Raw genomic sequence first — 14,850 nt, forward strand, 5'->3', positions numbered from 1 at the left:
GACAACCGATATCCTACCGATGTCATTGGTTAGGTTCACGTTGTTATATTCATACTTAGCATTTTTGCGAGCACCCCATGCTCGCTTTTTTTTGTCTGTAGAAAATGAGCCCATCAATTATCCATCCGGTCATCAAATCAATTGAACATGACGAATCACTTCATGAATGCTATTACATCCTTGATCATTGTTCCGTATATGATGTGAATCAGGAAAATTATTGAGGAAAGTCGGGGGGAATGGTTAAACAAAAGATCGAGCGCAATCTTTTAAAAGTACCGTGCTGTTCGGGTAGACGCAAAATTTTATTTTTACATCTATCAATATTTTTACAGAACTATAGCCACTATCACACTCTTAGATAATTTTGCTTAACAAGGTTTTTCAGCTTCGCTATAGAATACATGTCCCTAACATGGTTTGTCCGGAGGTGATTTATGTCTATCAATTCAATTGACCATGATGAAATGACGAATATCGCAAATAAATGGGACTTCACGGACGAAGTTGAATTGCAACAACCCACGAAAACCCTCAAGTCAGCCGAAGCCCGACGCCGGATTGAAGTGATGAGAGAAATTCGTGAAAGTGGTTTAACGCTTGAAGAAGCGAGAGAGCTTGGCTTACTTCATTAAGTTTTATATTGGATAAAAAAGGGCAGCTTCGCTGCCCTTTTTTTTGAATGCGAGTGGTCGGAGTGAGCCCTCAGTTAGCGCTTAATTTTCTTGATTCCTGTGGTATATTGCATAACTTGTTTACAAATGGCGGGTGATTTCATGTCTTTTAATCTTGCAGAATTGAATGCTGAAGAGAAGAATCGGATCGAGTTGGATAAGCAGGCTGCCTTTTTAGTCTGGAAACTGAAACAGGGAAAGGCAGGGCCTGAAGTCTTCATTCAGCATCAGGAAACGTTGCGAACAACCGATGAACAGACATGCTTTCAACAATCAGTGGATAAATATAAAAGGGTCATGGGCGTGATGTAAGCCGCTCCCTGAACTGGCAGAAATTGAAATGGTTCTGTGTTTTTTCTACAATCCGTCGCGTTCAATTAATGAGAGAGAATATCCCGATGGGAAGAAGTTTTGAAGTGCGTAAAGCTTCCATGGCGAAGACTCAAGGCGCAAAGATTAAAGTTTATTCCAAATACGGCAAAGAGATTTATGTGTGTGCAAAAAATGGGGGGGCCGATCCGGAAACCAACCTTTCTTTGCGACACTTGATCACTAAAGCGAAAAAAGATCAGGTTCCCGGACATGTGATCGACAAAGCGCTGGATAAAGCCTCGGGAGGATCAGGTGAAGATTACCAGCCAGCTCGTTATGAAGGGTTTGGTCCCGGTGGTGTGAGTGTGATTGTCGACTGTCTAACGGATAACGGCAACCGAACTTATCAGGATGTCCGGCAATGCTTTGTGAAGACGGGGGCAAAAATTGGCAGCCCTGGGACTGTGGCGCATATGTTCGATCATCAAGCGGTATTCCAGTTTCAGGGAGATGATGAAGAAGCGGTTTTAGAAGCATTAGTCATGGCTGATGTTGATGTGACTGATATTGAACTGGAAGATGGTGTGATGACCGTATTTGCACCCCATACAGAATTCTTCAAAGCAAAGACTGCGTTGACCGAAGCTTTCCCTGATGTCACGTTGGATGTGGAAGAGATTACATTCGTGCCACAAAACCGGACTGAAATTGCCGGAGAAGATGCTGAGAAATTTCAGAAGTTTCTTGATCTGTTGGATGACAGTGATGACGTACAACAGGTTTATCATAATGCGGAGATTGAGTAGACGCTCATTCTTTTCATGACAAAATGGATTGCAAAACGCCCCTTGGTATAACACGGGGCGTTTTTTTATGTCTTTCGGATCCGATTGGTATCACAAATCATGATTTTTCATGTACTCATTATTCATCTGTTTATAAAAGAAATTGCAGTACATTCCGTGATAGGAGTCATAAATTATAACGAAAAAAAAAACCGATGCTGGGAATGTCTGGCAGAAAGTGAAATCTGTTCTAAAAAGTATATAGATAACAATAAATTATATCTTTGATTTCGTAGATGTGGCGGATCCACTTTTTCTGAACGTCAGATTTGCGTAACTTAAGATTGCACTTTAATATAGTGCCCCTCGACGTATTGTTACTATGATGTGTCGGATGTAGCAAAGTGTTCTTTCTTGTAACAAATATATTTGTCTTCTCGATAAGCTGGATGTGAAATGTCACAATTTCGTAGAGTTGAATGGATTTGTATCAGGTAAGGATAATTTGTTGCAGATTCAAATACTCTTATTAAAAACAACCGCGGAGTCTTGATAAAGAAGTGTCGGTTATCAGGGTCTCTGCCAAAAAGAGAAAGTACAAGTAAATGGAAGCCTCACGATATAAAAGCATCATATCGAGACTCGGACTGTTACTCACAGTGCTGATGCTCTCAGGGTGTAAGTTTGCGCTACTTGATCCCAAAGGAGAGGTGGGTATTCAGGTAAAAGAGTTGATCCTTACAGCTCTGCTCCTGATGTTGATCGTTGTTATCCCTGTGATACTGATGACGATCTACTTCTCATATAAATATCGATCAAGTAATTCGAACGCAGAGTACACACCAGAATGGTCCCATTCAACAAAGATTGAGTTTGTTGTTTGGACGATCCCAATCATTATTATCGTCATTTTGGCGACAATCACTTGGCGTTCAACACACCATCTTGAGCCTTCTAGGCCTTTAGCAAGTGATGTGAAGCCGATGACAATTGAAGTGGTGTCGCTTGACTGGAAATGGCTGTTCATTTATCCGGAACAGAAAATTGCAACGGTGAATTATGTTGCATTTCCAAAAGATGTTCCGGTGAAGTTCAAGCTGACTTCAGACAACATCATGAACTCTTTCTTTATCCCGAGATTGGGCAGCCAACTCTATGCGATGCCCGGTATGGTGACTCGTCTGCATTTAATTGCCAATCATGCTGGGGATTACAAAGGTATTGCTGCAAGCTTTAGTGGTGACGGATTCTCACATATGAAATTCACTGCGACGGCAACACCGGATATGGCCAGCTTTGAACAATGGGTTGAGAAAGTGAAGTCTTCTGAACAGCAGATTCATGATTTCGCTGATTATCGTGCCTTAGCGAAGCCAAGCATCGATGTGCCTGTCACTTATTATTCTCATATTCCAGATGGCCTGTTCAACGATGTGGTAACCCAGTTCCCTGGTAGTATGAATATGCATATGGGAGATGGACTGGATATGGATATGGATATGGATAAACCAATGGGTCATCATTCGATGGCTGAGCATGAAGGGTGATGAGATTATGTTTGGAAGATTAACACTGGACTCCATTCCATACCATGAGCCCATTATCATGATTACCCTATCTGTAATCGCGGTTGTCGGTTTGGCCGTCGTGATTTGGGTAACGCGTCTTGGTAAATGGCAGTATCTATGGAATGAATGGTTTACTTCAGTAGACCATAAAAAATTAGGCTTTATGTACATTGCGGTCGCATTTGTCATGCTCATACGTGGCTTTGCCGATGCGGTGATGATGCGAAGTCAGCAAGCACTTTCTGCTGCTGGTGAAGCCGGATATCTGCCGCCACATCACTATGACCAGATCTTTACTGCTCACGGTGTCATCATGATTTTCTTTGTGGCAATGCCACTGGTTATCGGTTTGATGAACATTGTTGTGCCGCTACAGATTGGCGCGCGTGACGTTGCTTTCCCGTATCTGAATAACCTGAGTTTTTGGTTGTTTGTTGTGGGTGTGATTTTGACTAACCTGTCTTTGGGTTTGGGTGAATTTGCCCGTACCGGTTGGTTGGCTTATCCACCGCTGTCAGGTATCGGTGCGAGTCCGGGAGTCGGTGTTGACTACTGGATTTGGGCACTCCAGATATCGGGTGTCGGGACAACGCTGACCGGGGTGAACTTCTTTGTCACCATCATGCGGATGCGTACACCGGGAATGCCACTGATGAAGATGCCAGTTTTCACTTGGGCTTCATTGTGTGCCAACATTCTGATCATTATTTCATTCCCAATTCTTGCTGTTTCGATCGCACTACTGACGTTAGACCGTTATATGGGTTTCCACTTCTTCACCAACGATATGGGTGGGAACATGATGATGTATATCAACCTGATTTGGGCATGGGGTCACCCTGAGGTATATATCCTTGTTCTGCCTATTTTTGGGGTGTTCTCTGAAGTGACCGCGACCTTCTCGCGCAAAAAACTATTCGGGTATACGTCTCTGGTGTGGGCAACAATTGCCATCACGATTCTGGCCTTTATTGTCTGGCTGCATCACTTCTTTACCATGGGCGCGGGTGCGAATGTCAACGCCTTCTTTGGTATCGCAACCATGATCATATCGATCCCGACAGGGGTGAAGATATTTAACTGGTTGTTCACGATGTACAAAGGTCGCATTCAGTTTACATCACCAATGATGTGGACCATCGGATTCCTCATTACATTCAGTATTGGTGGGATGACAGGGGTTCTGATGGCTGTTCCCGGTGCAGATTTCGTGCTGCACAACAGTGTATTCTTGGTTGCGCATTTCCATAACGTTATTATCGGTGGTGTGGTCTTTGGTTGCTTTGCTGCAATCACTTACTGGTTCCCGAAAGCAACTGGTTTCACTTTAAATGAAGCATGGGGACGCCGGGCGTTCTGGTGTTGGTTGATCGGCTTCTTGATGGCCTTCCTGCCATTGTATGCTCTTGGCTTTATGGGGATGACGCGTCGTTTGAGTCAGGATATCAGCCCTGATTACTTCCCATTGCTTGCGACAGCAGCGGTCGGGACAGCGATTGTTGCCCTCGGTGTATTGTGTCAGGTGATTCAGATCGTGGTGAGTATCAGAGATCGTGAACAAAACCGTGATGTTACAGGTGACCCGTGGGATGGCCGGACGCTGGAATGGTCTACTTCTTCTCCACCACCGTTTTATAACTTTGCGGTGCTCCCGAAAGGGGATGAAGTCGATGCTTTCTGGTATCAGAAACAGAAAGGAGAGCATTCGCTTGATAAAGAAGTCGAATATGAACCGATCCATATGCCGAAAAACACCCCGACAGGTATGTATGTTTCTGCATGTTCTCTGGTCTTTGGTTTCGCAATGATCTGGTATATCTGGTGGCTGGCAGCGATTGGCTTTATCGGTATTGTTGTCACGAGCATCTGGCATAGTTTTAACGACGACGTTGATTATTATGTTCAGGTGGATGAAATCAAAGCGATTGAAGATGAACACCGCGCTCAAGTTGCGAAAGCAAAGGCGGCATCTCAGTCAAAAGATGATATGGAGGTGAACTATGCAGGCTAATTCTGTTGCAGCTCACGCACATGATCACCACCATGATACCGGTGGTAACAAGCTGTTCGGTTTCTGGATTTATCTGATGAGCGACTGTATTTTGTTTGCATCGTTGTTTGCAACTTATGCAGTGCTGGCTAATGCAACCGCTGGTGGTCCCAGCGGTAAAGAAATCTTTGAGTTACCATTTGTTTTTGTCGAAACCATGTTGCTGCTGCTAAGTAGTATTACGTTTGGCTTTGGCATGATTGCGATGAAACGCAAACAGATCGGTGCCCTGAAGTTGTGGATGGTGATTACCTTCCTGTTTGGGGTCGGCTTTATCGGGATGGAAATCTATGAATTCCATCATTTGATTGTTGAAGGCTACGGACCTGATCGCAGTGCGTTCCTGTCTGCGTTCTTTACGCTGGTTGGAACCCACGGTCTTCACGTGACCTTTGGTTTGATTTGGTTGTTCGTATGTTTCTGGCAATTGAATACCAAAGGGCTGACCGACATGATCGAAACTCGATTCGGCTGCCTGAGTTTGTTCTGGCACTTCCTTGATATCGTCTGGATTTGTGTATTTACATTCGTTTATTTAGTTGGGGTGACATCATGAGTAACCAACACGCTGACTCAGGAGTGAAGGGATATGTGATTGGCTTTGTTGCCTCTCTGATCTTAACGATTATTCCTTTTTACTATGCTGCGACACAAAGCCTATCGACCGGGACGACATTTGCCGTTCTGTTCGGTTGCGCCATTGTTCAGGTGATTGTTCACTTTGTCTATTTCCTACATATGGAAACGAAGACGAGTGAAGGTCGCTGGAATTTCATTTCATTGGTGTTTTCCGCGATTGTTGTTCTGATTCTGATAGCTGGTTCTATCTGGATTATGTGGAACCTGAACATCAATATGATGATGTAGGCAAAGACTGATGATTAAAGGGTATCTGTCGATCACCAAACCGGGCATTATCGTTGGCAACCTGATTTCTACGGCTGCGGGATTTTTTCTCGCAGCTAAGTCTGAATCAGCAACATCAATGTTACTGCTTTGTACGCTGGCCGGTGTGGCTTTGATCATCGCGTCAGGGTGTGTCATCAATAATATTTTTGACCGTGATATTGATAGCAAAATGGCACGTACCAGCCAAAGATTGTTGGTCCGTGGTGAGATTAATGTTGATCATGCATTTATCTACGCCATTGCCTTGCTACTTGCCGGAACAGCGCTGCTGTACCAACAGACCAACCCGCTGACCGCTGTTGTGGTTCTATTGGGTTATGTCTTTTACGTATTCTTTTATACGATGTGGTACAAACGGACGTCTGTCTACGGCACATTGGTTGGGAGTATTTCTGGCGCGGTGCCACCATTGGCTGGTTATCTGGCAGTCACCAACTACATCAGTCTCGAAGGTGTGTTGCTGTTTAGCTTATTCTGCCTATGGCAGATGCCGCACTCTTATGCGATTGCGATGTTCAGACTTCAGGACTACCGTCAGGCTGGTATTCCAGTACTGCCAGTGGTTGCCGGTATCGATAAAGCTCGCAAACATATGATGGCTTATGTGGTGGCCTTCAATGTGGTTGCATTGGGGTTATACCTCGTCGGTAATACAAGTTACGAATACTTGGTGGTTGCCTCGGCGGTTTGCTTTATGTGGACCCGAGTGACATTCCGTCGCATGACGCCGGATAACTTTGAAGCATGGTCAAAAATGGTGTTCAAGCACTCGTTGATTGTGGTGATGAGCTTCAGTGCTGTTCTCGGTATTGAACTGATTCCACTGAGTTTCTAACTCGTACACATCTTCATATAAGAATTATAAAGGCATCATTAGATGCCTTTATTTTTATCATCTTCAATCACAAATCTGTGAATTCTCTATCTGCATACATTTCTGAAGGGAGCTTAACTGAATGTAAGTATTTACTTACATTTCGATGTGAGCGCATCGGAGTATCATTACTCTGTCTGGTTCGGGTGATCAATGAGCGAAAAAAGATCATATCACTGGCATTTTGATTAGATATTATGTTATCAATATGTGATATTTGTCACTTTCTGTAGACTTTATCCACTGAAAAAGACACAAGGAGGTTCATTTAACGACTAAGGTTACTATCTAAAGGTATTGTGAATCGTATTCAACACAAAAGTTGATATACATCACACCTCAACATGGTAAGGCTGCTGTATACCATATGATTTTCATGACTGAACGGAAGTGACTGCAACAGTTTCTTCGTATCTGAGATATCTTCGCGTATGAACTGGCGGAGACGGATTTCAGTCAGCTCGTTACCTGTCTGGGAGGGGTTACGATGAAAGCAGTATTGCAGAAGTCGTTTGATAAGACGCTATTTCTGGAGAACGTTAAGCGTCATCTGACATCAACTTACGCGACAACCGTCGAAAATGCGACTAAGCGCTCTTGGTATCTGGCCATGTCTCGCGCGTTAGCAGAACTCACTACATTTGACCTATTGGAAACTGAGCAGGATGAACGGATTCTGAATGCGAAAAGTGTCAATTATCTTTCTCTGGAATTTCTGGTTGGCCGTTTGACCGGTAATAACTTACTCAATATGGGCGTTTATGAGGCCATTAGCGATGCTGTCGCTGATCTGGGACTTGAGCTAACCGACCTGCTTGAAGAAGAACGGGATCCATCGTTAGGGAATGGTGGTTTAGGGCGTTTAGCGGCTTGTTTTATGGATTCACTGGCGGCACAGGAATTTCCGACCGTTGGCTATGGACTGCATTATGAATATGGTTTGTTCAAACAGTCGTTTGAAGCATGCCATCAGAAAGAAGCTCCGGATGCCTGGTGTGGGATTGAAGGATATCCGTGGGAAGTTGCACGGCCAGAACTGGCACAGGAAATCGGTTTCTACGGTTATGTCACCACTGAAACGGTCGACGGGATAGAAAAACGTAAATGGGTTCCGGGTATGACGGTCAAGGGAATGCCATGGGATATTCCGGTGGTCGGATATAAAAGTGAGACCGTGTACCCGCTGCGTTTATGGGAATGCCGGGCGATTGCGCCATTTTCTCTGGAAAGCTTTAACAATGGTAACTACTTTGAGGCACAACACGGTTTGATTGATGCCGGCAACATTACCAAAGTGCTCTATCCGAATGATAACCATGAAAAAGGGAAGACACTGCGTTTGATGCAGCAGTATTTTCACAGTGCGGCTTCTGTCCGGGATATTCTTCGCCGTCATCAGGCGGCAGGACATCAGCTGGCAGAGTTGCCCCAGTATGAAACAATCCAGCTCAATGATACCCACCCAGCCATTGCTATCCCTGAACTAATGCGGATTTTCGTCGATGAACAAAACATGTCCTGGGAAGATGCATGGCGCATCTGTAGCCAGACATTTGCCTATACCAATCATACCTTGCTGCCTGAGGCGTTAGAAACATGGGATGAATCGTTGATTCAGCGTTTATTACCACGCCATATGGAAATCATTTATGAAATTAATCACCGCTTTTTACAGGAAGTTCGGGAAAAATGGCCCGGAGATGGTGATAAGCAGCAAAAGCTTTCGATTATTCAGGAAGGCTTTCACCGGATGGTGAGAATGGCAAACCTTTCTGTTGTTGGATCCTATGCGGTCAATGGCGTCGCTGCGCTACACTCTGCATTGGTCAAACAAGATCTGTTTCCCGAATTTAATGAGCTGTATCCGGATCGGCTGAAGAATGTCACCAATGGCATTACTCCCCGGCGCTGGTTGCAGTATTGCAATCCGGGACTATCCCACCTCATCACCGAAAAAATAGGGGATAACTGGCCAGTTGCGCTGGATGAGCTCGCACAACTCACTCAATGGGCTGATGATAGCGAGTTTCAGCAGGCATTTATGGCGGTCAAAAAAGACAACAAAGTGCGTCTGGCCAAGTGGGTCAAAACCAATATGGACATTGAGCTCAATACCGACGCTATTTTTGATGTACAGATTAAACGGCTTCATGAATATAAGCGGCAACATTTGAATATGCTGCATATTCTTTCGCTGTACCACCGATTGCTCAATCATCCCGATTTTGACATGGTGCCCCGAGTGTTCATTTTTGCTGCGAAAGCCGCTCCCGGTTATTACCTTGCCAAAGAAATTATCTATGCGATCAATAAGATCGCGGAGAAGATCAACAGTGATGAGCGAGTGAATGACAAATTGAAAATTGTATTCATTCCTGATTATCGGGTCAGTATGGCTGAGATCATTATTCCGGCAGCGGATGTGTCTGAGCAAATATCAACAGCAGGTAAAGAGGCGTCCGGGACCGGCAATATGAAAATGGCGCTGAATGGCGCATTGACGATCGGAACAATGGACGGGGCAAACGTTGAGATCCGTGAAGAAGTCGGTGATGAGAATATCTATATTTTTGGATTAGAAGTTGAGGATATCAATCGTCTCAGAGTCAGCGGGTACAACCCATTTGATTATTACAATGCGGATCCGTTACTCAAAGCCTCGCTTGATTTACTGAACGGTGAAGAATTTACTCCCGGAGAGCCGAGAAAACTCAGGGCCACCTATGAAAGTCTTTTAGATGGCGGTGATCCTTACTTGGTGCTTGCTGATTTTGCTTCCTATATCGAGGCACATGGTCAGATTGATGCGCAGTATCGCGACACGGCAGGGTGGGCGAAAAAAGCGATACTGAATACAGCCCTGGTCGGGAAGTTCAGTTCAGATCGAAGTATTCGTGATTATGTCGATCATATATGGAAGCTTAAATCGGTCCCACGCTAAGGTGATAGCGTGGGATGCCGATGGTGGTTGAGAACGACTGATCATCGGACGCGAACGGTGGCTGAGAATGTCATCACTTCATATCAGGGGAGCAACCATGGAAATTGAACAAGACTGCTTATTGGCGGTCGCCCGTCAAGCCGGGATTGCCGATCGTTATACCAGTAATTTAGGCAAAGAAGCGGTTGTCAGTCGTCAGACGCTTGAATATTTACTCAATGCATTGGGTTATGAAACGCAGTCACAGGAAGCATTACTTCATTCGGCGGAGAGGATTCATAAACAACCGATTCTGGAGCCGGTTTTGTTTGGTCAGGCCGATCAGGTTATCGAAGTGCCGTTGCATCTTGGCAGTAGTGCGAGAGAAAGTGATTTTCAGTGGACGCTGGAAACAGAGCAGGGAGAGCGTTACGAAGGTTACCTTCAGTCGCAGATTGTCAGCGATGCGCGTGATGAAGGCGGGCCGTTGGTTTTTTCTTTATCGACCGTGCTTCCCATGGGGTATCACACCTTATTTGTGTTACGCAAAGGGCGTCAGAGCCCTTATCAGGCGCGAATCATTGTGGCTCCCCCTGCGTGTTTCAAACAACCCGCATTACAGCAAGGAAAGAAATTGTGGGGCCCCAGTGTGCAATTGTATACCCTGCGTTCACAGCAGAACTGGGGGATCGGTGATTTCGGTGACTTGAAACGGCTTGTTATCAAAATGGCGGAACTGGGCGCAAATTTTGTCGGCTTAAACCCTATTCATGCTTTGTTCCCGGCTTATCCTGAAAGTGCCAGCCCCTACAGTCCTTCTTCTCGCCGGTGGATGAATGTTTTATACATTGATGTGAATGCGATTCCTGAATTGAGCGACTGTCCAGAGGCACAGCAACAGATATCGAGCCCCGATTTCTGTCAACGCCTGAGCGCGGTCAGAGCCAGTGAGTGGGTTCAGTATACCGATGTGGCTGCGCTGAAAATGGCCATTCTGCCGCTGCTCTATGCAACCTTCAAACATCAGCATTTGGATTCACAGACTGAACGCGGACAGGCATTTCATGATTTTGTTGAGCAAGGCGGTGAGTCCTTACTATCGCAGGCAGCCTTTGATGCCATTCATGCTGACCTGTGTGAGCAAGATAGCAATATTTGGGGATGGCAGGTTTTCCCCGAGCATTATCGGCATTTTCATAGTGCAGCGGTACAAGATTATTTGCGCGAAAATCAGGAGCGCATCAATTTGTATCTCTACATGCAATGGATCGCTGATGAACAAATTCAGGCAGTCCAACGTGCCGCCGAAGCGCAGGGGATGGTGATTGGACTCTATCGCGATCTTGCGGTTGGCGTTGCTGAGTCCGGCGCTGAAGTTTGGGCGGATCAGGGCGATTTATTGCTCGACGTCAGTATTGGTGCTCCGCCTGATGAACTGGGACCGCTAGGACAGAACTGGGGACTGCCCCCACTCAATCCACTGACGCTCAGACATCAGGCTTATGAACCCTTTATCCAGCTTCTGCGCGCCAACATGAAATCTTGTGGTGCCTTGCGGATCGACCATATTCTGGGATTGCTGCGACTTTGGTGGATTCCCCGGGCAGAAAAGGCGACGGAAGGGGCTTATCTGTATTATCGCGTTCATGAACTACTCGCCATTTTAGCGCTCGAATCTCACCGGCATCAGTGCAGTATCATTGGTGAAGATTTAGGCACCGTCCCGCAAGAAATCATTGCTCTGTTAGCGGATGCCGGGATTTATTCCTATAAAATTTTCTTTTTTCAAACGGCGAAAGACGGAGGATATTTTTCTCCGGCTCATTATACCGCTCAGTCGATGTCTGCATTATGTACTCATGATATGCCGACGTTACGAGGGTTCTGGCACTGTCTTGATCTAAAAATGGGACACGACATCGGTCTTTATCCTGATGAGGCGCAATTCAAATTCAGAATGGATGTCCGCTTACATCATAAACAAGCGATTTTGGATTCGATCGCTTGGCATGGTCTGCTGCCTGAAAGTGTCGGACGGGATGCGATGACCGTACCGATGAGTGATGCGTTGTGTGAGGCCATGCATTTACATATGGCTGCCGGTGCATCGGCATTGATGAGTGTGCAGCTGGAAGATTGGTTACAAATGGATAACCCCGTCAACATTCCGGGAACGGTTGAGGAATATCCCAATTGGCGACGTAAGCTCAGTCAACCGTTAGAAACATTACTTTCACAGCCTGCGATACAACAGCTGGCAGCACGAATTTCGGCGATGAGAGCACAACAACGGTAGGTTGTAACAGGCGTCATCGATAAATTGAATTGCTGTCACTCAATCATCTCGGGTTGTTTTGTAAACTGCAAACTAGGTTATTTTATCAACAGAGCGATTTGATACACAGATCGATAGAACCCGGAGATTTGACCACGTCAAGATAGGGTATTGGTCTGCTTACGGGTAAACAGACAGGTTCGTTAGGCTAGGAGTAAGGATATTGAAAACCGTTCAGAAGCAGAAGTTGACAAAAAAGCAGCAGACTTATCAGAAACTGGCACAGGCTTCATTTGCTGATCCATTTGCCTTTTTAGGGCCATTTATCTCTCCCGAGCAAGGGGTTCTTCGTGTATGGATGCCCGGAGCGCTCCAAGTTTTCGTGTTACTCGATGAACAAGACCCGATTGAAATGTCGCCGGAAGAGAGTGGTGGTGGTTTTATTCTTCAGTCGGAAACGGGGTTACGCTTGACCCACTATCGTTTGTTGGTACGCTGGAAAGGGGGAGAGCAGATCCTTGATGATCCGTACCAGTACCATGCAATCTATGCCGAATATGATGATTTACATACCCCAATTGAGATGTATCGACATCTTGGTGCGCAGTTCGTCACGCTGGAACGAGGCGGTAAGCAGATCGAGGGGATTCGCTTTTTAGTCTATGCACCTCACGCTTCGTCTTGCTCTCTGATCGGTAACTTTAACCAGTGGGATGGACGGCGTCATCCGATGCAGCGGCTTGATTATGGCATCTGGGGCATCTTTATCCCGGAAATGACGGAAGGTACACAATACAAATTTGAGCTCAAAGGCCCGAATGGTGAAGGATTACCCCATAAAGCTGATCCATGGGGATTTTACGCTGAACAGTTTCCGTCATTGTCTTCTGTGACTTATGATCATGCGCGTTATGTCTGGCAGGATGAAGCTTGGCAAAACCGACCAATCACGGAAAAACGCAAAGAAGCATTGTCATTTTATGAATTGCATGTCGGTTCATGGAAACTTGGTCCTGATGGGCAATTTCTTAACTATCGGGAACTGGCAGATCTGTTAGTGCCTTACTTGATTGATATGGGGTATACCCATGTTGAGCTGATGCCGGTAGCCGAGCATCCTTTTTACGGATCATGGGGCTATCAGCCGATAGGCTTGTTTGCACCAACCAGTCGTTATGGTTCTCCGGATGACTTCAAGTATTTTGTCGATCAGTGTCATCAAGCGAATATTGGTGTGGTACTTGATTGGGTACCGGCACACTTCCCGGCTGACGGGCATGGGCTGAACAATTTTGACGGGACGCCGCTCTATCACGATCCGGACCCACGTCGTGGCTGGCATCAGGACTGGAACTCTTATATCTACGATATGGGGCGTGAACATGTGCGCCGTTTTCTGGTTTCCAATGCATTGTACTGGTTTGACCGATTCCACATTGACGGTATTCGGGTTGATGCGGTGGCTTCCATGCTCTATCTCGACTATTCGCGCAGCCATGATCAATGGATTCCGAATGTTGATGGGGGGCGGGAGAATTATGATGCCATCGCGACATTAAAATGGATGAATGAGGAAGTGTATAAACATTTCCCCAATGCCATGACCATTGCTGAAGAATCGACCGCATTTCCCGGGGTGTCAATGCCGACATTTCTTGGTGGGCTAGGGTTTGGTTTCAAATGGAATATGGGCTGGATGCACGATAGTCTTGAGTATATTCAGCATGACCCGGTACACCGAAAATACCATCATAATGTGGTGACCTTCCCACTGTTATATGCATTCAGCGAAAACTATATTCTGTCGCTTTCCCATGATGAAGTGGTTTATGGCAAGCGATCTCTGCATAACAAAATGCCGGGAGACGAATGGCAACAGACCGCCAATCTCAGAGCTTACCTCGGTTACATGTATGGTCAGCCGGGTAAGAAACTCAACTTCATGGGGGCAGAATTCGGACAAACCGGAGAGTGGCAACATGAAAGCCAGCTTCAATGGTTCTTGTTGGAATATGAACGGCACCAGGGGGTACTGAAACTGACTCAGGATTTGAATGCCCTATATCGTCAGGAAAAAGCATTATATGAGAGTGATTCTGTGCCGGAAGGGTTCGAGTGGCGTCTCGCGGATGCGGCAGAGATCAGTTTTTTGGCCCATGAACGCATCAGTGAATCCGGTGAACGGATTCTTATCATCAGTAATTTTACCCCGGTCCCTCATGATGCTTTCCGTTTGGGAATGTCGGTGCAGGGGAGCTACCGTCTGATTTTGAACTCAGATGATCAGGAATATTACGGTAGTGGGTACGAAGTGGTCAGCGTTGCGACCACTGAGCCGGTGGAGAGTCAGGGGCTGACGCACTCACTGTTGTTGCGGATTCCGCCATTGGCGACGGTCTATTATAAATTAGAATCCTAGGGTCATTTGCTTAGGATACTAAGCGGCATGCCCCGCGCCGCGATCAATACCCGTTTAGATTGAA

At 45.9% G+C, this 14,850-nt stretch carries 11 protein-coding genes; all 11 read left to right on the forward strand.

Going from position 1 to position 14,850, the window contains the following annotated elements; genetic code table 11:
* Positions 1-437 precede the first annotated feature (437 nt).
* The 11 genes from BSQ33_RS20295 to glgB all read left to right on the forward strand — a co-directional run bounded on the left by BSQ33_RS20295 (position 438) and on the right by glgB (position 14,786).
* A complete protein-coding gene (locus BSQ33_RS20295; protein ID WP_072954178.1) occupies positions 438-635 on the forward strand; it encodes a PA3496 family putative envelope integrity protein in 198 nt (65 codons plus the stop codon).
* 141 nt (positions 636-776) lie between these two features.
* Complete coding sequence (locus BSQ33_RS20300) at positions 777-986, forward strand: DUF3283 family protein (RefSeq protein WP_088135318.1); 210 nt, start codon at positions 777-779, stop codon at positions 984-986.
* Positions 987-1,072: 86 nt separating this feature from the next.
* Positions 1,073-1,792, forward strand: a complete 720-nt coding sequence (locus BSQ33_RS20305) for a YebC/PmpR family DNA-binding transcriptional regulator (RefSeq protein WP_088135144.1) — start codon at positions 1,073-1,075, stop codon at positions 1,790-1,792.
* A 584-nt stretch (positions 1,793-2,376) separates the two neighbouring features.
* Positions 2,377-3,318 carry a ubiquinol oxidase subunit II gene (gene cyoA / locus BSQ33_RS20310; protein ID WP_088135145.1) on the forward strand — a complete coding sequence of 314 codons (942 nt, stop codon included), beginning with the start codon at positions 2,377-2,379 and terminating at the stop codon, positions 3,316-3,318.
* Between the two features lie 7 nt (positions 3,319-3,325).
* On the forward strand, positions 3,326-5,350 hold the full coding sequence (gene cyoB, locus BSQ33_RS20315) for a cytochrome o ubiquinol oxidase subunit I (protein ID WP_088135319.1): 2,025 nt from the start codon (positions 3,326-3,328) through the stop codon (positions 5,348-5,350).
* Entirely contained in the window at positions 5,340-5,945 is a 606-nt protein-coding gene (gene cyoC / locus BSQ33_RS20320) for a cytochrome o ubiquinol oxidase subunit III (RefSeq protein WP_088135146.1), read from the forward strand. The genes cyoB and cyoC overlap by 11 nt, the downstream gene beginning before the upstream one ends.
* Positions 5,942-6,256, forward strand: coding sequence for a cytochrome o ubiquinol oxidase subunit IV (gene cyoD / locus BSQ33_RS20325; RefSeq protein WP_038184500.1), 315 nt, complete (start codon positions 5,942-5,944; stop codon positions 6,254-6,256). Before cyoC ends, cyoD begins: the two co-directional genes overlap by 4 nt.
* A 10-nt stretch (positions 6,257-6,266) precedes the next feature.
* Positions 6,267-7,133 carry a heme o synthase gene (gene cyoE / locus BSQ33_RS20330; protein ID WP_088135147.1) on the forward strand — a complete coding sequence of 289 codons (867 nt, stop codon included), beginning with the start codon at positions 6,267-6,269 and terminating at the stop codon, positions 7,131-7,133.
* Between the two features lie 526 nt (positions 7,134-7,659).
* Positions 7,660-10,113 carry a glycogen/starch/alpha-glucan phosphorylase gene (locus BSQ33_RS20335; protein WP_088135148.1) on the forward strand — a complete coding sequence of 818 codons (2,454 nt, stop codon included), beginning with the start codon at positions 7,660-7,662 and terminating at the stop codon, positions 10,111-10,113.
* A 103-nt stretch (positions 10,114-10,216) separates the two neighbouring features.
* The gene (gene malQ / locus BSQ33_RS20340; protein ID WP_420070645.1) at positions 10,217-12,388 is read left to right on the forward strand and encodes a 4-alpha-glucanotransferase; all 2,172 of its coding nucleotides are present in this window, start codon (positions 10,217-10,219) and stop codon (positions 12,386-12,388) included.
* A gap of 202 nt (positions 12,389-12,590) precedes the next feature.
* Complete coding sequence (gene glgB, locus BSQ33_RS20345; protein ID WP_088135150.1) at positions 12,591-14,786, forward strand: 1,4-alpha-glucan branching protein GlgB; 2,196 nt, start codon at positions 12,591-12,593, stop codon at positions 14,784-14,786.
* Positions 14,787-14,850 lie beyond the last annotated feature (64 nt).

The sequence above is a fragment of the Vibrio gazogenes genome (assembly GCF_002196515.1).
GTDB lineage: Bacteria > Pseudomonadota > Gammaproteobacteria > Enterobacterales > Vibrionaceae > Vibrio > Vibrio gazogenes_A.

What these genes read in the sequence shown, in the direction of transcription:
- BSQ33_RS20300 (WP_088135318.1), top strand. Translation starts at nt 777, where the DNA reads ATGTCTTTTAATCTTGCAGAATTGAATGCTGAAGAGAAGAATCGGATC.
- cyoE (WP_088135147.1), top strand. Translation starts at nt 6,267, where the DNA reads ATGATTAAAGGGTATCTGTCGATCACCAAACCGGGCATTATCGTTGGC.
- BSQ33_RS20305 (WP_088135144.1), top strand. Translation starts at nt 1,073, where the DNA reads ATGGGAAGAAGTTTTGAAGTGCGTAAAGCTTCCATGGCGAAGACTCAA.
- cyoD (WP_038184500.1), top strand. Translation starts at nt 5,942, where the DNA reads ATGAGTAACCAACACGCTGACTCAGGAGTGAAGGGATATGTGATTGGC.
- BSQ33_RS20295 (WP_072954178.1), top strand. Translation starts at nt 438, where the DNA reads ATGTCTATCAATTCAATTGACCATGATGAAATGACGAATATCGCAAAT.
- cyoC (WP_088135146.1), top strand. Translation starts at nt 5,340, where the DNA reads ATGCAGGCTAATTCTGTTGCAGCTCACGCACATGATCACCACCATGAT.
- cyoB (WP_088135319.1), top strand. Translation starts at nt 3,326, where the DNA reads ATGTTTGGAAGATTAACACTGGACTCCATTCCATACCATGAGCCCATT.
- BSQ33_RS20335 (WP_088135148.1), top strand. Translation starts at nt 7,660, where the DNA reads ATGAAAGCAGTATTGCAGAAGTCGTTTGATAAGACGCTATTTCTGGAG.
- cyoA (WP_088135145.1), top strand. Translation starts at nt 2,377, where the DNA reads ATGGAAGCCTCACGATATAAAAGCATCATATCGAGACTCGGACTGTTA.